The organism is Micromonospora sp. DT233 (assembly GCF_049841815.1).
Classification (GTDB): Bacteria; Actinomycetota; Actinomycetes; order Mycobacteriales; family Micromonosporaceae; genus Micromonospora.
In genome coordinates this window covers 174307-192478 of record NZ_JBNCLB010000001.1, presented here as the reverse complement: position 1 = coordinate 192478, position 18172 = coordinate 174307, and the positions used below count along the sequence as shown (strand labels likewise).

The 18172-nt window shown below is 74.7% G+C and carries 17 protein-coding genes; 9 read left to right on the top strand and 8 right to left on the bottom strand.

The genetic code is table 11. The annotated features are described in order from the left end of the window. The first annotated feature begins 4 nt into the window (after positions 1–4). The 4 genes from ACLQ2V_RS00920 (at position 5) to ACLQ2V_RS00905 (ending at position 6051) form a co-directional block, all read left to right on the top strand. Positions 5–3514, top strand: coding sequence for a UvrD-helicase domain-containing protein (locus ACLQ2V_RS00920; RefSeq protein ID WP_425716404.1), 3510 nt, complete (start codon positions 5–7; stop codon positions 3512–3514). Positions 3515–3763: 249 nt separating this feature from the next. Then, positions 3764–3967: a cold-shock protein gene (locus tag ACLQ2V_RS00915; RefSeq protein WP_007072850.1), complete on the top strand. Its 204-nt coding sequence runs from the start codon at positions 3764–3766 to the stop codon at positions 3965–3967. A gap of 208 nt (positions 3968–4175) precedes the next feature. Beyond that, entirely contained in the window at positions 4176–5588 is a 1413-nt protein-coding gene (locus ACLQ2V_RS00910) for a DEAD/DEAH box helicase (RefSeq protein WP_425716403.1), read from the top strand. A gap of 244 nt (positions 5589–5832) precedes the next feature. Then, positions 5833–6051 (top strand): hypothetical protein, encoded by a 219-nt coding sequence (locus tag ACLQ2V_RS00905; protein WP_425716402.1) that lies wholly within the window; start codon positions 5833–5835, stop codon positions 6049–6051. A 92-nt stretch (positions 6052–6143) separates the two neighbouring features. On the opposite strand, the gene ACLQ2V_RS00900 is transcribed toward ACLQ2V_RS00905, so the two are convergent. The 4 genes from ACLQ2V_RS00900 to ACLQ2V_RS00885 are packed head-to-tail and all read right to left on the bottom strand — an operon-like array spanning position 6144 to position 9414. Then, positions 6144–6692: an RrF2 family transcriptional regulator gene (locus ACLQ2V_RS00900; protein WP_425716401.1), complete on the bottom strand. Its 549-nt coding sequence runs from the start codon at positions 6690–6692 to the stop codon at positions 6144–6146. A 1-nt stretch (position 6693) separates the two neighbouring features. Beyond that, positions 6694–7575: an ABC transporter permease gene (locus tag ACLQ2V_RS00895; RefSeq protein ID WP_425716400.1), complete on the bottom strand. Its 882-nt coding sequence runs from the start codon at positions 7573–7575 to the stop codon at positions 6694–6696. Then, entirely contained in the window at positions 7565–8353 is a 789-nt protein-coding gene (locus tag ACLQ2V_RS00890; protein WP_425716399.1) for an ABC transporter ATP-binding protein, read from the bottom strand. Before ACLQ2V_RS00890 ends, ACLQ2V_RS00895 begins: the two co-directional genes overlap by 11 nt. After that, on the bottom strand, positions 8350–9414 hold the full coding sequence (locus ACLQ2V_RS00885; RefSeq protein ID WP_425716398.1) for an ABC transporter substrate-binding protein: 1065 nt from the start codon (positions 9412–9414) through the stop codon (positions 8350–8352). The genes ACLQ2V_RS00890 and ACLQ2V_RS00885 overlap by 4 nt, the downstream gene beginning before the upstream one ends. Before the next feature lie 196 nt (positions 9415–9610). On the opposite strand from ACLQ2V_RS00885, the gene ACLQ2V_RS00880 reads away from it, so the two are divergent. From ACLQ2V_RS00880 to nudC, 4 genes are read left to right on the top strand one after another with little or no spacing between them, the layout of a single operon-like run. Further along, on the top strand, positions 9611–10696 hold the full coding sequence (locus ACLQ2V_RS00880; RefSeq protein ID WP_425716397.1) for an LLM class flavin-dependent oxidoreductase: 1086 nt from the start codon (positions 9611–9613) through the stop codon (positions 10694–10696). Between the two features lie 10 nt (positions 10697–10706). Beyond that, the gene (locus ACLQ2V_RS00875) at positions 10707–12017 is read left to right on the top strand and encodes a M16 family metallopeptidase (RefSeq protein WP_425716396.1); all 1311 of its coding nucleotides are present in this window, start codon (positions 10707–10709) and stop codon (positions 12015–12017) included. Beyond that, the gene (locus tag ACLQ2V_RS00870; RefSeq protein ID WP_425716395.1) at positions 12014–13366 is read left to right on the top strand and encodes a M16 family metallopeptidase; all 1353 of its coding nucleotides are present in this window, start codon (positions 12014–12016) and stop codon (positions 13364–13366) included. The genes ACLQ2V_RS00875 and ACLQ2V_RS00870 overlap by 4 nt, the downstream gene beginning before the upstream one ends. 17 nt (positions 13367–13383) lie before the next feature. After that, complete coding sequence (gene nudC / locus ACLQ2V_RS00865; protein WP_425716394.1) at positions 13384–14334, top strand: NAD(+) diphosphatase; 951 nt, start codon at positions 13384–13386, stop codon at positions 14332–14334. A 198-nt stretch (positions 14335–14532) separates the two neighbouring features. Here the strand turns inward: nudC and ACLQ2V_RS00860 are convergent, their stop codons facing one another. The 3 genes from ACLQ2V_RS00860 to ACLQ2V_RS00850 all read right to left on the bottom strand — a co-directional run bounded on the left by ACLQ2V_RS00860 (position 14533) and on the right by ACLQ2V_RS00850 (position 16335). After that, positions 14533–14799 carry a hypothetical protein gene (locus tag ACLQ2V_RS00860; protein WP_425716393.1) on the bottom strand — a complete coding sequence of 89 codons (267 nt, stop codon included), beginning with the start codon at positions 14797–14799 and terminating at the stop codon, positions 14533–14535. 218 nt (positions 14800–15017) lie between these two features. Further along, positions 15018–15257 (bottom strand): DUF397 domain-containing protein, encoded by a 240-nt coding sequence (locus ACLQ2V_RS00855; RefSeq protein ID WP_425716392.1) that lies wholly within the window; start codon positions 15255–15257, stop codon positions 15018–15020. 73 nt (positions 15258–15330) lie between these two features. Next, the gene (locus tag ACLQ2V_RS00850; RefSeq protein ID WP_425716391.1) at positions 15331–16335 is read right to left on the bottom strand and encodes a helix-turn-helix domain-containing protein; all 1005 of its coding nucleotides are present in this window, start codon (positions 16333–16335) and stop codon (positions 15331–15333) included. A 181-nt stretch (positions 16336–16516) separates the two neighbouring features. Between ACLQ2V_RS00850 and ACLQ2V_RS00845 the strand changes: the two genes are divergently transcribed. Next, entirely contained in the window at positions 16517–17791 is a 1275-nt protein-coding gene (locus ACLQ2V_RS00845; protein WP_425716390.1) for an MFS transporter, read from the top strand. Between the two features lie 124 nt (positions 17792–17915). On the opposite strand, the gene ACLQ2V_RS00840 is transcribed toward ACLQ2V_RS00845, so the two are convergent. Continuing rightward, positions 17916–18158 carry a mycoredoxin gene (locus tag ACLQ2V_RS00840; RefSeq protein WP_425716389.1) on the bottom strand — a complete coding sequence of 81 codons (243 nt, stop codon included), beginning with the start codon at positions 18156–18158 and terminating at the stop codon, positions 17916–17918. Positions 18159–18172: the final 14 nt, after the last annotated feature.

Sequence of the window (18172 nt, the reverse complement as noted above, 5' to 3'; positions counted from 1 at the left end):
CACCGTGACCCAGCCCGCCCTGTTCGGCGTCGCCGCCCCGGCACCCCGGGTCGCCGACTCCGGCCCCCGGTACACGCCGGTCGAGCTGGCGAAGCTGCTCCGGCTGCCCGCGCCCACCCGGGAGCAGGCGGAGATCATCTCCGCGCCGGTGGAGCCGCTGCTGGTGGTCGCGGGCGCCGGTTCCGGCAAGACCGAGACGATGGCCTCCCGGGTGGTCTGGCTGGTCGCCAACGCGTACGTCCGGCCGGAGCAGATCCTCGGCCTGACCTTCACCCGCAAGGCGGCCGGCGAGCTGGGCCACCGGGTGCGGACCCGGCTCGACCAGTTGGTGCGCCGGCTCGGGCGGCGCAGCCGCGACCCGCTCGACGACCCGTTCGCCGGCGAGCCGACCGTCTCCACCTACCACTCGTACGCCGGCCGGATCGTCACCGAGCACGGCCTGCGCGCCGGGTACGAGCCCTCCACCCGGCTGCTCACCGAGGCGTCCCGCTGGCAGCTCGTGGACCTGCTGGTGCGCAACTACGACGGCGACATGACCGGCGTGGACCGGATGCCCGCCACCATCACCGACGCGGTGCTGGCGCTCGCCGGCGAGCTGGACGAGCACCTGGTCGAGCCGGACGCCCTGGCCGCCTGGACCGGCCGGTTCTTCGCCGACGTGCAGTCGCGCCCCGGCCGGGTCTACGCCGACGTGCGCAAGGCCCTCGCGTTGCAGCAGACCCGGCTGAAGCTGCTCCCGCTGGTCCGCGCGTACGGCCGGCGCAAGGCCGACTTCGAGGCGATGGACTTCGCCGACCAGCTCGCCCGCGCGGCCCGGGTGGCCCGCGACCATCCGGCGGTCGGCGCGATCGAGCGGGACCGCTTCCGGGTGGTGCTGCTCGACGAGTACCAGGACACCAGCCACGCCCAGGTGGTGCTCCTCAACGCCCTCTTCGGCGGCGGGCACCCGGTCACCGCGGTCGGCGACCCCTGCCAGTCCATCTACGGCTGGCGCGGGGCCAGCGCCGGCACCCTGGACCGCTTCCCCGCCGAGTTCGCCCGCGCCGACGGCGCCCCGGCGGCCGTGCTCGGCCTCAGCACGAGCTGGCGCAACCGCCCGGAGATCCTCGGCGTGGCCAACGTGCTGGCCACCCCGCTGCGGGCGGCCGGGGCCCGGGTGCCGCGGCTGCGCGCGGCCCTGAGCGTCGCCGACCCGATCCCGCACCGCACGCCCGGTGGCCTGGCCGCCGGCACCGTGCACTGCGCGCTCCTGCCGACGTACGCCGACGAGGCCGACTGGATCGCCGACAGCGTGCTGGCGGCCTGGCGGGGGGCGGCCCGGCTGCCGGGGGCGCTGCCCGAGCACATCCCGGTGCCGCAGCGCCCCAGCACCGCCGTGCTGGTCCGGCTGCGCAGCCAGATCCCGGCGATCTCGGCCGCGCTGCGCGCCCGGGGCCTGCCCGTCGAGGTGGTGGGGCTGGGCGGGCTGCTGGACACCCCCGAGGTGCGCGACGTGGTGTGCACGCTGCGGGTGCTCGCCGACCCGACCGACGGGGCGGCGCTGCTGCGGCTGCTCACCGGCGCCCGTTGGCGGATCGGGCCACGTGACCTGGTGGCCCTGCACCGCCGGGCGCGGGCCGTGGCCGTCGCCCGCCGCCGGGTCGCCGTCGACGACGGGCCGGAGATCGCGGTGGACCTGCTCGACGAGGCCACCCTGGTGGAGGCGTTGGCCGACCTCGGGCCGGCCCAGGCGTACTCGGTGCAGGGCTATGCCCGGCTGCGCGCGTACGGCGAGGAGCTGGCGCTGCTGCGCTACCGGCTGGACCAGACGCTGCCGGAGCTGATCGCGGACGTGGAGCGGACCATCGGCCTGGACGTGGAGGTGGCGGTCCGGGCCGGCCGGGACGGCACCGGCGACGCCGGCCTGGCGCGGGGCCACCTGGACGCCCTCGGCGACGTGGCGGCCCGGTTCAGCGGGGAGTCCCCGGCGGCCACCCTGTCGGGGTTCCTGGCCTACCTCGCCGCCGCCGAGGACTCCGAGCGCGGCCTCTCCCCGGGCGAGGTGGAGGTCGTCGACGGCGCGGTGCAGATCCTCACCGCGCACGCCGCGAAGGGCCTGGAATGGGACGTGCTGGCCGTCGCCGGCCTGAGCCGGGGCAGCTGGCCCGGCCCGGTGCGCAACTCCGACCACTGGCTCGGTGGGCTGGGGGTGCTGCCGTTCCCGCTGCGCGGCGACGCCGACGGGCTGCCGGAGCTGGGCCTGGCCGAGGCCGCCGACCAGCGCGCGGTGGCCCGCGCGCTGGCCGACTTCACCGACGCCTGGCGGGCCCACGACGAGCAGGAGGAGCGCCGGCTGGCGTACGTGGCGGTGACCCGCCCCCGGCGGCTGCTGCTCTGCTCCGGGTACTGGTGGGGCGAGGCGACGAAGCGCCCGCGCGGGCCGTCGGTCTTCCTCCGGGAGGTGTACGACGCGTGCCTGGCCGGCGGCGACGGGCACGTGGTGGACCGGTGGGCCCCCGAGCCGGGCGGGGACGCGGTCAACCCGACCACGGAGGTGGTGCTGCGCGCCGAGTGGCCGGCCGATCCGCTGGGCGCTCGCCGCCCGGCGCTGGCCGAGGCCGCCGCGCTGGTCCGCCGGTTCCTCGCCGGCGACCACCCACCCGCGATCACGCCCCCGACGCCGTCGCCGGCCGTCGCCACGGTCCCGGCGGCCACGGTCCCGCCGGCCACCGGTGACGGCGACGCTCAGGGCGAGGACCCGGAGGTGGCCCGCTGGCGGCGGGAGGCCGACCTGCTGCTGGCCGAGCGGGCCGAGCTGGCCGCCGGGACGGGGGCGGTCGAGGTGGCGCTGCCCGGCCAGCTCTCGGTGACCCAGCTCGTGGCGCTGCGCCGGGACCCGGAGGAGCTGGCCCGGGCGCTGCGCCGCCCGATGCCCGTCGAGCCCAACCCGTACGCGCGCCGGGGCACCGCCTTCCACGCCTGGCTGGAGCGGCGCTTCGGCGCGGACCGGCTGCTCGACGTCGACGAGTTGCCGGGGGCGGCCGACGCGGACGCCGCGCCCGACGAGGCGCTGGCGGAGCTCCAGGCGCGGTTCCTGGCCGGGGAGTGGGCCGAGCGGGTGCCGGTGGAGGTGGAGGTGCCCTTCGCCACGGTGATCGCCGGGCTGGTGGTGCGCGGCCGGATGGATGCGGTCTTCGCCGGCCTCGGTGGCCGGTACGACGTGGTCGACTGGAAGACCGGCCGGCAGCCCGTGGGGGCGGCGGCCGAGGCGGCGGCGGTGCAGCTCGCCGTCTACCGGCTGGCCTGGGCCGAGCTGGCCGGGGTGCCGGTGGAGCGGGTCGGCGCGGCCTTCCACTACGTGCGTGACGGGGTGACGGTCCGCCCGACGGACCTGCTCGACGCCGAGGGGCTCACCGCCCTGATCACCCGCGTGCCCGAGGCGTCCCCCAGGGTCACCCGCGTGCCGGACGCGTCCCCGCAGGTCAACGGCGTGCCGGAGGCGTCCCCGCCGGCCGGTCTGCCGGGGCGGGAATGAAGTTTTTCGGCACCGCCTGGTTCGCGGCCCGAAATCTGTGCTACCTTAGCCGGGTTGCAGTTTTGGTTACCAGAGACTTTATGTGCGCCTGGCGGATTGTAGCCCCAGGCGCACTTTGTTGTGTCCGGTGCTCTCCGGGCGGGGCGACCAGAAGCGACAAGTGCTCCACGCATACCGGCGTGGTTCACTCCTCCCTCTTCGGGCCGCAACACGTGCGTGTCCGAACGTTCCGTCAAGGAGACTGAACACATGGCAATTGGCACCGTTAAGTGGTTCAACGCTGACAAGGGCTTCGGCTTCATCACCCCGGACGGCGGCGGCGCTGACGTCTTCGCCCACTTCTCGGCGATCCAGTCCTCCGGCTACCGGAGCCTGGACGAGAACCAGCGGGTCGAGTTCGAGATCACCCAGGGCCAGAAGGGCCCGCAGGCGGAGAACATCCGCCCGCTCTGATCGCCCCGCACCACTGCTCCTCGGAGCAGGCACCACCGTTCTTCGGAACACCCATCGCGCCTCGGGCGCGGTGCTCGCGGCCGGTCCGCCTCGTGCGGGCCGGCCGCACCCCACCTTCGGTTCGTGCTTGTGACCACCGCGGCCCCGCCGCCGGTGCAGCGCCGTCCGGCGCCTCCTCGACACGTGCCGCGTCGAGGAAGGCTCTTGCATGACCACCGTCATTCCCTCGTTCTCCGCCACCGGCCTCGCGCCGGAGCTGCTGGCCGAGCTGACCAGGCAGGGCATCACCGAGCCCTTCCCGATCCAGACGGCCACCCTGCCGGACTCGCTGGCCGGCCGCGACGTGCTCGGCCGGGGCCGCACCGGCTCCGGCAAGACCCTCGCCTTCGGGCTGCCGCTGGTGCACCGCACCGCCGGCCGCCGGGCCCGCCCGGGGCGCCCGCTGGCCCTGGTGCTGGTGCCCACCCGTGAGCTGGCCCAGCAGGTGACCACCGCGCTGACCCCGTACGCCCGGGCGCTCGGACTGCGTACCGCGACGATCGTCGGCGGTCTGTCCCTGCAGCGTCAGGCGGACGCCCTGCGCTCCGGCACCGAGGTGGTCGTGGCGACCCCCGGCCGGCTGCACGACCTGATCAACCGCGGTGACGCCCGGCTCGACCAGGTGGCCATCACCGTCCTCGACGAGGCCGACCAGATGGCCGACATGGGCTTCCTGCCGCAGGTCACCAAGCTGCTGGAGCAGGTGGCCCCCGACGGCCAGCGGATGCTCTTCTCCGCGACCCTGGACGGCGGCGTGGACCGGCTGGTCCGCCGCTTCCTCAGCAACCCGGTCTCGCACTCCGTCGACCCCGGCACCGCCACGGTCACCGCGATGACCCACCACGTGCTGCACGTCGACGCCGAGGACAAGCCGGCCACCCTGACCCGGATCGCCGCCCGCGAGGGCCGCACCATCCTGTTCATGGGCACCAAGCACCGCGCCGACCGGCTGGCCCGCCAGTTGCTCTCCAAGGGGGTACGCGCGGCGGCCCTGCACGGCGGCAAGTCCCAGCCGCAGCGCACCCGGATCCTGGAGCAGTTCCGCACCGGGCAGGTGACCGCGCTGGTCGCCACCGACGTGGCGGCCCGGGGCATCCACGTGGACGGCCTCGACATGGTGGTCAACGTGGACCCGCCGACCGAGGCGAAGGACTACCTGCACCGTGGCGGGCGTACCGCGCGGGCCGGCGAGTCGGGCACCGTCGTCACCCTGGTCCTGCCCGAGCAGCGCCGGGAGGTGTCCCGGCTGATGGCCACCGCCGGCATCCGGCCGCAGGCCACCCAGGTCCGCGTCGGCGACGAGGCGGCCGTGGCCCGGGTCACCGGGGCCCGTGAGCCGTCCGGGATGCCGGTGACCATCGTCGCTCCGGCGCCGGAGCGCTCCGCGTCGGGCGGTCGTGGCTCGCGCTCGTCCCGTCCAGTGGGCTCGTCCCACGTCGCGGGCGGCTCCGCGCCCGGGGGTGCGCCGCGCGTCGGCGGCAGCGCCGAGGACGGGCGGAGCCGCACCGGAGCGGGTGCCGGGCGGGACGGCCACCGCGCCTCGGGCCGGTCGCGTCGGCCGCGCCGCCCCCGGATCGCCTGACCCCATCGACCCGGCGCTGCGCCGGGTCCGCTTCGTTCGCGCAGGCCGCCGACCGGGTTCTTCCCGGTCGGCGGCCTGCGTCGGTCGCCCGGCCCCCTACTGCGGCCGTTCGCCCGATGATCGAGTCGGAAATCAGACCGGCAGGGGCCGATCGGCGACTGTTCCACCGGGCCGGCGTACTCGATGCTGTCCCCGGGGGAACACGGGTCGGTGGGGGCCGGTCCGGATGGGGGAGGGGTGGACCATGTCGGGCGAAGTCGAGTCGGGGGCACTACGGGAACTGGCGGTGGTGCTGGCGGTCGCGGGGGTGGGGTTGTTGCTCGCCACGGCCGTGGCGTTCTCGCCCTGGCAGCCCGCGCGCAGCGGCCGGGCGCCGGCCGGGGTGGTGGGGCTGCACCAACCGGGTGCCGGCGCCGACCTGACCGGTTCCGTCGTCGAGGTGACCGACGAGTCGGCCGGCTGAGCCCGGCCGGCACGCGTAATCCTGGGCACCTCATGTTGCTGGCGTGGGGACGCGAAGTGTCGAGGTCTGCTCAGGTCGCTTGGTGATGGCGGTCAGGGGCCGCCGACGCGGTCGACGGGCCGCACCCGCACCGGGGCAGCCCCGCTGTGCTCGTCGCCGTCCTGCCCGGTGAGCAGGTCGGCCAGGGTGGTCCGGTCGACCACCAGGGCGATCGCCCCGTCAACGGCCAGCCACACGTCGTGCAGCCCGGTGGCCACCCCGTGGTAACCGGTGTGCCCGGCCGGCAGGCCGCGCACCGAGGTGAGCGACCCACCGGCGGCGCGGAGCACGTCGCCGACGCTGATGTCGGCGGCCGGGCGGGCCAGGGCGTAGCCGCCCTCGGTGCCCCGGTGGCTGTGCAGCAGCCCGGCCCGCCGCAGGTCGAGCAGGATGCCCTGGAGGAAGCTCAGCGGGATGGCCTGGCTCTCGGCCAGGGCCGCCGCCTTGACCAGCGCCCCGCCCGCCGCAGGGGCGCCGGCCGGGTCGCCCGCCGTCGGGGTGCCGGCCGCCGGGCCGTCGGGCCGCCGGTCGCCGCCGCCCGAGGCGGCGGCGACTGCGAGCATGGCCCGGAGCGCGTAGTCGCTGCGCGCGGAGACGTACACGTCACTGCCCGGCCTGGTCCAGCACACCCCAGCGGCGGCGGATCGCCTTGTCGGCTGCCCCGAACGCGGCGTCGACCCCCAGCCCGACGGCCAGAATGACGATCATCGTGGCGAGTAGCCACGGCGCGTCGCTGAACTCGCGGGCGTAGGTGAGCTGGGCGCCCAGCGAGGTCTGGGAGATGCCCACCACGATCAGCTCGCCGGCCATCAGGCTGCGCCAGGAGAAGGCCCAGCCCTGCTTGAGCCCGGCCACGATGGCGGGCAGCGCCGCGGGGGCGATGACGTACCGGTAGAGGTTCAGCCCCCGGGCCCCGAGGTTGCGCCCGGCCCGCACCAGCAGCGGCGGCACGTAGTCGACGCCGCTGATCACCCCGTTGGCGATGGACGGGGCCGCGCCGAGCACCACCACGAAGAAGATCGCCTTCTCGCTCAGCTCGAAGAGCAGGATCGCCAGCGGGAACCAGGCGATCGACGGCATGGTCTGCAATGCGGTGATCATGGAGCCGATGGCGGCGCGGAGCACCCGGAAGCGGGCCACGGCGAGCCCCAGCAGCAGGCCGACCCCGACGGAGAAGACGTAGCCGACCGCCGCCCGGCGCAGGGTGGTGGCCATCCCGTCCCAGAGCTGCGTCCCGCCGGCCTGCCGAAGCAGCTCCTGGCCGACGGTGACCGGGCCGGGCAGCGAGTACGGCGGCCAGATCTCGGCCCAGACCACGATCTGCCAGGCACCGACGGCGATGCCGAGCGCGGCCAGCTTCGGCCAGGTCGAGGCCCAGATCGTGGCGGCCCGGGAGGTCACCTTCCGGCGACCGGCGATCTCCAGCGCGTCGAGTCCGGAGATCTCCGCGTCGGCGCGGGCTCCGGCGAGCGTGTCACTGGCCATGGCGGCCCACCTCCGTACGGAGCTTGTCGGTGACCTCGGCGGCGATGTTCGCGATCTCCGGGGAGTCGATGCGGCGCGGCCGGGGCACGTCGACCCGGGTGGAGTAGATGATCCGGCCGGGCCGGCTGGAGAGCAGGATGATCCGGTCGGCGAGCCGGGCCGCCTCGCGGACGTTGTGGGTCACGAAGAGGACGGTGAGCTTGCGCTCGGTCCAGATCCGCTCCAGCTCGTCGTGCAGGATGTCCCGGGTCATCGCGTCGAGGGCGCCGAACGGTTCGTCCATCAGCAGCACCGGGGTGTCCAGCGCGAGGGTGCGGGCCAGCGCGACCCGCTGCCGCATGCCGCCGGAGAGCTGGTGCGGGCGCTTGCGCCCGAAGTCGGACAGGTGCACCGTGCGCAGCAGTTCGGCGACCCGCTCGCGGCGGGCGGCCCGGGAGAGGCCGCGCAGCTTCAACGGCACCTCGACGTTGCCCTCGACGGTGAGCCACGGGAAGAGGGCGGACTCCTGGAACATCAGCCCGGGGTTCACCCCGTCGCCGAGCTCGATCCGCCCGCCGCTGACCCGGTCGAGGCCGGCGACCAGGTTGAGCAGGGTGCTCTTGCCGCAGCCGGACGCGCCGACGAGGCAGACGAACTCGCCGGGCGCGACGTCGAGGGAGACCCCGTCCAGGGCGAGGACGGCGTTCTCGCCCTGCCCGTACGCCTTGGTCACGCCGTGCAGCGCGACCGAGCCGGTCGCGCTGCGTGGCGTCGTGGTGGTCGTGGTGGTCGTGGTCATGGCTGGGCGATCTCGGGCTTGCCCTGGGCCTTGAGGATCTCGTTGAGGTCGGCGAGGTCGTAGAGCCCGTTGAGGTCGACCGGCTGGGTGAGCTGGACGGCGACCGCGTGGTCCAGGCCGGTCTTCAGCGAGGACGCGATCGGGTCGTTGGTGAACTCCAGCGTCGGCCAGGCCTGCTTGATGAGCTTCACGTCCAGCGGCTTGCCGGTGATCTTGCCGATGTGCTCGGAGATGGCCTGGTGCGACTCGTCGGGCTTGGTGTTGACGAACTCGTTGGCCGCGACCTGCCCCTCGACCAGCTTGCGCACCACGTCGGGGTGGGCCTTGAGGAACTTGGTGGAGACGATCAGGTTGGTGATGACGAACTTCTTGTCCGGCCAGAGGTCGCGCTCGTCGATCAGCACCTTGCCGCCGGCGTTGACCAGTCGGGAGACGAACGGCTCGGGCACCCACGCGCCGTCGATCGCCCCACTGGTGAAGGTCTCCACGGTCTGGGCGTTCTCCTGCGGGACCACCTTGACGTCGCCGCCGCCCTCCTTGGTGGCGGTCAGGCCCTTCTCCTTGAGCCAGTAGCGCAGCGCCACGTCCTGGGTGTTGCCGAGCTGCGGGGTGGCGATCTTCTTGCCCTTGAGCTGCTCGACGGAGGTGATCCCCGGCTTGACCACCAGCGCGACGCCGCCGGAGGCGGCGCCGGAGACGACCCGGACCGCCTCGCCCTTGGACTTGGAGTGGGCGTTCACGGTCGGGTTCGGCCCGATGTACGTCGCGTCGAGCGCCCCGGAGAAGATCGCCTCGATGGCGGCGGGGCCGGCGTTGAAGGTCTTGGTCTCCAGCTTGGCGGCCCCGCCGAGCTTCTCGGCGAAGATGCCCTTCTCCACCCCGACCACTGCCGAGGCGTGGGTGATGTTGGGGAAGTAGCCCAGCCGCAGCGTCACCGGCCCGGAGCCCCCGGCGGCCGCGTCGTCGTCGGAGCCGCAGGCGGCGGTGAGGCCCAGGGTGGCCGTGCCGACCACGGCGAGGGTGGCCAGGGTGGTCAGTCGACGGAAGGGGAACCGTCTCATCAGCTATGTCCAATCCGCAGTATTCCTACTTAGTTAGTGGGAAGGTTGGGCGAGGGGCGGGGCGACGTCAAGAACCGTCCACATCGCGGGATGAGCGCTCGTTGTTATTCCCGTTTTTCCTACCTTCTTGGTAGGTTGATCGGCGGCTCCGGGTGGTCCCCTCCGGCCGCCCGGCCGACGCGGAGAGGCGGTCGGCGTGACCTTCCACTGGTTCCTTCCCACCTCCGGCGACGGGCACCAGGTCGGCGCGGCCACCGTCACGGCCGGCGCGGCGCGGCACGACCGGGCCGCCACCGTCGGCTACCTGACCGAGGTCGGCCGCGCCGCCGAGGCGGCCGGCTTCGCCGCGCTGCTCACCCCGGTCGGCTCCGGCTGCCCAGACCCGTGGATCGTCTGCGCGGCCGTCACCCAGCACACCGACCGCATCGGCATGCTGGTCGCCGTCCGGGCCGGATTCGCGCTGCCCACCCTCGTTGCCCAGCAGGCCGAGGCGTTCCAGGCCGTCTCCGGCGGCCGGCTCGCGCTCAACGTCGTCACCGGCGGCGATCCCGCCGAGCAGCGGGCGTACGGCGACTTCCTCGACCACGACGCCCGCTACGCCCGCACCGGGGAGTTCGTCGACGTGCTCCGCCGCGCCTGGCGGGGCGGGCCGTTCGACTTCACCGGCGAGCACTACCGCATCGCCGGCGGCGGCCTGGCCGCCCCGCTGGCCGACCCACCGCCGATCTACTTCGGCGGGGCGTCCCCGGCCGCCGAGGCGGTGGCCGCCCGGCAGGCCGACACGTACCTGATGTGGGGCGAGCCGCCGGCCGCGATCGGCGCCCGGGTGGCCCGGGTGCGCGCCCTGGCCGCCGGGCGGGGGCGCGCCCTGCGCACCGGGCTGCGGCTGCACGTCATCGCCCGGCCCACCGCCGCGCAGGCGTGGGCGGAGGCCGACCGGCTGCTGGCCGGGATGGGGCCGGAGCGCATCGCCGCCGCCCAGGCCCGCTTTGCCCGGATGGACTCCGTCGGCCAGGCCCGGATGGCCGCCCTGCACGGCGGCCGCGCCGACGGGCTCACCGTCGCGCCGAACCTCTGGGCCGGGATCGGCCTGGTCCGCGAGGGCGCGGGCACCGCGCTCGTCGGCAGCTACGCCGAGGTCGCGGCCCGCCTCGACGAGTACGCCGCCCAGGGCGTGGACGAGTTCGTCCTCTCCGGTTGGCCGCACCGGGAGGAGGCGCAGCGGGTCGGCGCGGAGGTGCTCCCCCGGGTGACCGCGCCCCTGGCGGTGCCGACGCGCTAGGGTCGGTCACGTGGCGGCGCGGAGATCGAGAATTCCAGCGACGAAGTATCCGGTCGAGCGGTTCACCCTCGACAACGGCCTGCGGGTGGTGCTCACCCCCGACCGCAGCGCACCGGTGATCGGGGTGGCGGTGGTCTACGACGTCGGCATCCGCTCCGAGCCCGAGGGGCGCACCGGCTTCGCCCACCTCTTCGAGCACCTGATGTTCCAGGGCTCGGAGAACCTGGAGAAGCTGGCCCACTTCCGGCACGTCCAGGGCTCGGGCGGCACCTTCAACGGCTCCACCCACCACGACTACACCGACTACTACATGACCCTGCCGAGCAACGCCCTGGAGCGGGCGCTGTTCCTGGAGGCCGACCGGATGCGCGGCCCCCGCCTGACCGAGGAGAACCTGCGCAACCAGGTCGACGTGGTCAAGGAGGAGATCCGGGTCAACGTGCTCAACCGCCCGTACGGCGGGTTCCCCTGGCTGACCCTGCCGCCGGTCATGTTCGACACCTTCGCCAACGCGCACGACGGCTACGGCTCCTTCGTCGACCTGGAATCGGCCACCGTCGCCGACGCCACGGACTTCTTCCGCCGCTACTACGCCAGCGGCAACGCGGTGCTGGCCGTCAGCGGGGACGTCGACGTCGCCGAGGCCACCGGCCTGATCCAGCGGCACTTCGGCGACGTGCCGGCCCGCCCCGCCCCGCAGCGCCCCGACTTCGCCGAGCCGGACCTGACCGCCGAGCGGCGCTCCTCGTACACCGACGCGCTGGCCCCGCTGCCCGCCGTCGCCGCCGCCTGGCGGGTGCCCGACCCGATCACCGACTTCGCCGGGTACCTGCCGTACGTGGTGCTCGCCGAGGTGCTCACCGACGGCGACGCGTCCCGGCTGGTCGAGCGGCTGGTCCAGCGCGACCGCGCGGTCACCGGCCTCGGTGGGTACGTCGGCTTCATGGGTGACCCGTTCGACGTGCGGGACCCGACCGCGCTGCTGCTGGAGGCGCACCTGCCGCCGGGCGGGGACGTGGAGAAGGTGCTGCGCACCGTCGACGAGGAGCTGGACCGGCTGGCCACCGACGGGCCCGGCGACGGGGAGTTGGCCCGTACCCAGGCCCGGATGGCCACCCACCTGCTGCGCGACACCGACGCGGCGCTCGGCCGGGCGCTGCGGATGGCGGTGCTCGAACAGCAACGCGGCGAGCCGGGCCTGCTCAACGAGCTGCCCCGGCTGGTCGGCGAGGTCACCGACGAGCAGATCCGGGCCGCCGCCGCCACCCTGCGGCCGGAGCGCCGCGCGGCGGTCGAGGTCATCCCCGGAGGGGCACGATGAGCGCGAAGACGACGACCACCACCACCGGGGCGCGGACGCTGCCGCCGCTCGGCCCGAACCGCCCGCTGAAGCTGCCCAAGCAGGTCGAGCGCACGCTCGGCAACGGGCTCACCGTCCTCGCGGTGCGTCGCCCGGCCGTCCCGCTGGTCGAGCTGCGGCTCTGGATGCCGACCGGCCGGACCCACCTGGCCCGGGGTGCGGTGCTCGCGCAGACCATGCTCTCCGGTACGGAGTCGATGAGCGCCGTGCGGATCGCCGCCGAGCTCCAGGCGGTCGGCGGCGGGCTCTCCGCCGGCATCGACGCCGACCGGCTGATGCTCTCCGGCGCGGGGCTGGTCACCGGCCTGGACCGGATGCTGGAGATCCTGGCCGACGTGCTGACCGGCGCGACGTACCCGGCCGAGGAGGTCGGCACCGAGCGGGACCGGCTGGTCGACCGGATCCAGATGGCCCAGAGCCAGCCGGCCCACCTGGCCCGCACCGCCCTGCTGCGCCGGGTCTACGGCCGGCACCCGTACGCGGTGCAGACCCCGGAGCCGGAGCAGGTCCGGGCGGTCCGGCCGGCGGCGCTGCGCCGGCTGCACGCCGAGCGGGTGCACCCGGGCGGCGCGGTGTTGGTGCTGGTCGGCGACGTGCAGCCGGAGCGGGCGCTGGACGCCGCCGAGAAGGCCCTGTCGGGCTGGGCCGGCGCCGGGCACCGCGCCGAGTTGCCGCCCGCGCCGCCGCTGGAGCCCGGCCCGCTGCTGCTGGTCGACCGGCCCGGCTCGGTGCAGTCCTCGCTGCGGATCGCGCTGCCGGCGGTGCCCCGCACCCACCCCGACCACGCCGCGCTGCAACTGGCCAACCTGATCTTCGGCGGCTACTTCTCCTCCCGCTGGGTGGAGAACATCCGCGAGGACAAGGGCTACACGTACGGCCCGCACTCGCTGGTCGAGCACTCGGTGGCCGGCTCGGTGCTGGTCGCCGCCGCCGAGGTGGCCACCGAGGTCACCGCGCCGGCGCTGCTGGAGACGACGTACGAGCTGGGTCGCCTCGCCACCGTCGCGGTCAAGCCGGAGGAGCTGGAGCAGGCCCGCCAGTACGCCCTGGGCACCCTCCAGCTCGGGATCTCCACCCAGGGTGGCCTGGCGTCGCTGACCAGCGCGTACGCGGGCAGCGGCCTGCGCCTGGGCTTCCTCGCCGAGTACGCCGCCCGGCTGGCGGGGACCACCGTCGACGACGTGGCGGAGGCGGCCCGGCGCTACCTCGCGCCGAACAGGGCGGTCACCGTGGTGCTCGGCGACGCCGAACGGATCGCCCCCGCCCTGACGGCGTTGACCCCGGTCGACACCGCCCCGGCCAGCCCGTGAGCGTTCGGGAGGGGGCGGTGACCGACGGCGAGACGGCCCTGCCGCTGGCCCGCTCCACCCTGGACCGGGCCGCGCACCGGCGCTCCGACCCGCAGTGGCTGGCGCAGGCGTGGGAGCGGGCCCGGGTGCTGGTGCTCGACTCGGCCAGCGAAGGGCGGGCCCTGGTCCGCGCCGGGGGTTCCCCGCCGGAGCTGGTGCTCCTCGCCTCCGGCGAGCTGCCGCCGGCCCCCCGCTCGGTGCCGATGTTCCTCGGCGTCGAGCCCGACGATGTGCCGGTCTTCGCCGTGGACTCTCCGCTGCCCGAGCTGCCGGGCACCCGGGCGGCGCACCTGACCGAGGTCGGTCACCTGCTGGGCGACCGCGACGCCGGGATCTTCACCGCCGCGCTGGCGCTGCTGAACTGGCACCTGCGGCACGGCTGGTCCCCGGCCACCGGCCACCGGACCACGGTGGACGAGGCCGGCTGGTCGCGGATCGACCCGGACGGGGGCCGGGTCTGGCCGCGCACCGACCCGGCGATGATCGTCATGGTCCACGACGGGGTCGCCGGGCTGGACGGGCGCTGCCTGCTCGGCAGCAACGCGGCCTGGGCCGGCACGTCGGGTCGACGCCGATTCTCCTGCCTCGCCGGGTTCGTGGAGCCGGGCGAGTCGGCCGAGGCCGCCGTCCTGCGCGAGGTCGGGGAGGAGGTCGGCCTGGCGGTCGAGGAGATCACCTACGCGGGCAGCCAGCCCTGGCCGTTCCCCGGCTCGCTGATGCTCGGCTTCCTCGCCCTGGCCGACCCGGAGCACCGGGTGCGGGTGGATCCGGCCGAGATCGCGCACGCCCGCTGGTTCACCCGCCGGGAGATCGGCGCGGCGCTGGCCGGGCACCGGGTGGAGGTGGGGGAGGGCAACGAGCTGTCCCTGCCCCCGCCGACGTCGATCGCCCGGTTCCTGATCCACCGCTGGCTCGACGGCCACTGCTGACCCGACGGCGTTCGCCGCCCCGGCCCGACCCGGCCGCGATCGGGGTCCGGCCCGCCTGCGCCCCGGACCCGGACGCGGTCCCGGCCCGGGGCCGTCGTTGCCGCGACGAAACCCGGGCCGGGAACACGGGCCGTCCTGGTCGGGATGGGTGGGAACCACGGCGGGGAGCCGATCCGACCGGGACGGACGTCGGTCGCCTCAGCCGCCGGACTCGTACTGCCAGGGGGTGCGGGCGTCGTCGAGGGGGAGCACCTTGATCCGCTGTCGGCCTCGGCGGACCGAGCCCGCCGTGGCGAGGGCCCGCGCCAGCAGCAGGGCGGCGTCCCGGTCCTCGGCGCGCATCACCTGGCGGCGCGGCTCGGGGGAGATGGTCTCGTCGCGCACCCGGCCACCCCCGGCCCAGGCGGTCACGATGTCGAGGTCTGCGGCGGCACGGATGTCGGTGCGTACGATCAGGAACCGCATGGGGGTCTCCGGATGCGACCGTGACGGACGGTACTGAGTGGAAGTTCCACGTCACTCTGCCGACACATGTTACGCCCGCGCCAGGGCCCAGCAAGTGAAACCCGACGATTGGTTCCCCAGGTCCCTCGATCGGATGAACCCTGCTCAGCGGGGTTGCCGATCGCAGCTGCGACGGGGCCGCCGGCAGCGCGCCGACGGCCCCGACCCGCTCGGTGGGATCAGCTCAGATCGAACTGCCCGCCCTTCGTCCCGGCGAGGAACCCCCGCCAGCCGGCCCGGTCGAACAGCAGCACCGGGCCGCCGCGGTCCTTGCTGTCGCGCAGGGCCACCGCCGCCGGCCCGCCGCGCAGCGGGGCCACCTCCACGCAGTTGGAGGTCTGGCTGCGGGTGCTCTTGCGCCAGGCGGCTGCGGCCAGGCGCGGGGCGAGGGCGGACGGCGTGTCGCTGATGTCGTGCATGATCTGCTCCTGACTGGAACTCTTCCGACGGGACAGTGGTGCCGCACGCCGGACGGCGTGGTCCCGGGCGGGATCACCGATCCGTCAGGCGTCCGGAGTGCCGGCGGCGTTGGGGCGGCGCCGTTGCCGACCCGTGGGCCGCCGTGGACGGCTCCCCCGCCTCCACCAGCCGCTCCGACTCCTCGAAGAGCCAGGTGACGGTGTCCGATGCGGAGAGCGCCGCCGCGCGCAACCACTCAAACGCCACTTTATAGCGATTTACGGTGTTTGCCTCGGTAGACATGGCATTGGTGAAGTCGCCTTCGATGGCCAGCGTCTCCGGGTCGAGGGGGTCGGCGAAGAGGTAGATCGAGAACGCGGTCGGTGGGAGGTACCACTCGCCGATCCGCGCTTCTCGGGGCAGCACGTGCAGGGTGACGTGTGGCTGCCCCGCCAGCTCGGCGAGCTGCCGCAACTGCTCCCGCAGCACCTCCGGCGGGCCGGCGCGGCGGCCCAACGCGGCCTCCTCCAGCACCGCCGTGTAGTGCGGCGCGTCGGCGCGGAGCAGCCGCGACTGGCGGGCCAGCCGGGCGGCCATCTGGGTCTCCGGGGCCACCGGGGCCGGCGGCGGCTCCGGGACCGCGTCGGGTTCCGGGTCGCCGACCCCGGACTCGACCTGCTGGGCCGAGACGATCCGCAGCCGGGCGTACCCCTGGGTCTGCAACAGCCCCGGGACCAGGACCGGGTTGTATTCCCGGATCTCGGTGCAGCCCGCCTCCAGCTCGGCGAAGATGCGCTGCTGCGGGGTCATCACCGGGTACTTCTTCAGCCAGCCCCGCATGTCACCGGCCTGCCGGGCGATGTCCAGCAGCTCCGCGCCGGTGGCCTCGTCGGCCCCGTAGAGGTCCAGCAGGGCGCGCACGTCGTCGGGGTCGGGGCGGCTGCGGCCGTTCTCCAGACGGGACAGTTTCGACGCGGAGGCCCAGCCGACCGCGGCGATGACCTGCTCACCGGTCAGCCCGGCGGCCTCGCGTAGTCGGCGCAGATCGGTGCCCAACCTGCGACGACGCATGATCGGGCTGAGTCCGGCAGGAGGCACGGTGTCCTCTTCTCCATCGGCCGCGCAGACGCGACGGTAACTGTCTGAAAGTCGCCCCCCACGGTCAGTATGGACGGCGCGACCGACGTCGGAAGCTCCGACGGGGGTGTGTCTCGCGGAAAAGAGAACCGCTGCCACGACGCGGGCCACCCCCCACCCCACCCCTGCGAGAGGAAAACCGATGTGCACCGTCCTGCGCCGCCCCGAGTTCCGCCTGCTGTTCGGCGCCCTGCTGGCCAGCATGGCAGCCGAGTCGATCCTGCTGCTCGCCCTCGCCATCTGGGTGAAGGACCTGACCGGCTCCGACGGGCTGGCCGGGGCGACGATCTTCGCGATCATCGCGCCGATGGTGCTCGCGCCGCTGGTCGGCTGGGCGACCGACCGCTATCCTCGCCGGCCCTTCTTCATCGCCGCGAACCTCGCCACCGCGCTCCTGCTCACCCCGCTCTTCACGGTCTCGACCAGCGCCGACGTGCCGACCATCTACGTGGTCGCCGCCCTCTACGGGCTCTCCTACCTGACGCTGAGCGCGCTGATCGGCGGGCTGACTAGGCAGCTGGTCCCGGTCGAGCTGCTGGCCGACGCCAACGGGGCGTTGCAGACCGTACGCCAGGCGCTGCGACTCATCGGGCCGCTCGCCGGTGCCGCGCTCTACGCCGCCGTCGGCGGCTGGCTGCTGACCGCGCTGGCGATGGCCGGGTTCGTCGTGGCCGCCGTGGTGGCCGTCCTGCTCCGGGTGCCCGAGACGCCGTCGGCCGGCCTGGGACGGCGGTGGTCGGTCGAGCTGGGGGCCGGGCTGCGGCACCTCGCCGGCGAGCCGGCGCTGCGCCGGGCGCTGCTCGGCTACGGCCTCGCCTCGCTGGTGATGGGCTTCACCGAGGCACTGATCTTCGCGTACGTCGACCAGGGGCTGCGCCGCGACGCCGCGTTCGTCGGCGTGCTCGTCACCGTGCAGGGCCTCGGCGGCCTGGTCGGCGGCCTCTGCTCCGCCACCGTGGTGCGCCGCACGGGGGAGGTGGGCGCACTGGCCGCCGGGGTGACCCTCTTCGGCCCCGCCGCGTTCGCCCTGGCGTATCCGGGGCTCTGGCTGGGCTGCGCGGCGCTGCTGCTGGCCGGGGCCGCGCTTCCGTTGATCACGGTGGGGATGAACACGCTCATCCAGCGGCGCACCCCCACGGGCCTGGTCGGCCGGGTCACGTCGGCGTCGGAGGCGCTGATCAGCGCCCCGCAGGCGATCTCCATCGGGGCCGGCGCGCTGCTCGTCGGCGTGTTCGACTACCGGCTGCTCTTCGCGCTGGTGGGCCTGACCACCGCCACCGCGGGCGTCTTCCTGTGGCGGGGCCGGCGGCTCTCCGCGCCGCCGCCCGCGCCCGGCGCGTTGCCCCGCATCCCGCTGCAGCGCCGCCCGCCGGCTCCCGCCGCCGCCGAGCCCCGGGTCGCCCACCGGACGCCCTGAACCCGCCGCGCGGGCCGGGTCGCCCTGGACCCGCCGCGCGGGCCGGGTCGCCCGGCCCCCGGGCCTGCCGTGCGACCGGCAGAGGTGGTGCGCCGACCACCTCTGCCGGAGCCCGGTCGCGCGGTCAGCCCGGCAGGGCCGCCAGGTGCTGCTTGACCTGGTTGATCGACGGGTTGGTCAGGGCGCTGCCGTCGGCGAAGCGCAGCGTCGGGACGGTCTGGTTGCCGCCGTTGACGCCCATCACGAACTCCGCCGCCTTCGGGTCCTGCTCGATGTCGACCACCTGGTACGCGATGCCCTCCCGGTCGAGCTGCGACTTGAGCCGGTGGCAGTAGCCGCACCACGGGGTCGAGTACATCGTCAACATGATCAGGTCCTCCA

Excerpts from the sequence above, each read along its gene's own strand:
- ACLQ2V_RS00915 (WP_007072850.1), top strand. The coding sequence starts at position 3,764 with ATGGCAATTGGCACCGTTAAGTGGTTCAACGCTGACAAGGGCTTCGGC.
- ACLQ2V_RS00910 (WP_425716403.1), top strand. The coding sequence starts at position 4,176 with ATGACCACCGTCATTCCCTCGTTCTCCGCCACCGGCCTCGCGCCGGAG.
- ACLQ2V_RS00905 (WP_425716402.1), top strand. The coding sequence starts at position 5,833 with ATGTCGGGCGAAGTCGAGTCGGGGGCACTACGGGAACTGGCGGTGGTG.
- ACLQ2V_RS00895 (WP_425716400.1), bottom strand. The coding sequence starts at position 7,575 with ATGGCCAGTGACACGCTCGCCGGAGCCCGCGCCGACGCGGAGATCTCC.
- ACLQ2V_RS00890 (WP_425716399.1), bottom strand. The coding sequence starts at position 8,353 with ATGACCACGACCACCACGACCACCACGACGCCACGCAGCGCGACCGGC.
- ACLQ2V_RS00885 (WP_425716398.1), bottom strand. The coding sequence starts at position 9,414 with ATGAGACGGTTCCCCTTCCGTCGACTGACCACCCTGGCCACCCTCGCC.
- ACLQ2V_RS00870 (WP_425716395.1), top strand. The coding sequence starts at position 12,014 with ATGAGCGCGAAGACGACGACCACCACCACCGGGGCGCGGACGCTGCCG.
- ACLQ2V_RS00860 (WP_425716393.1), bottom strand. The coding sequence starts at position 14,799 with ATGCGGTTCCTGATCGTACGCACCGACATCCGTGCCGCCGCAGACCTC.
- ACLQ2V_RS00855 (WP_425716392.1), bottom strand. The coding sequence starts at position 15,257 with ATGCACGACATCAGCGACACGCCGTCCGCCCTCGCCCCGCGCCTGGCC.
- ACLQ2V_RS00845 (WP_425716390.1), top strand. The coding sequence starts at position 16,517 with ATGTGCACCGTCCTGCGCCGCCCCGAGTTCCGCCTGCTGTTCGGCGCC.
- ACLQ2V_RS00840 (WP_425716389.1), bottom strand. The coding sequence starts at position 18,158 with ATGTTGACGATGTACTCGACCCCGTGGTGCGGCTACTGCCACCGGCTC.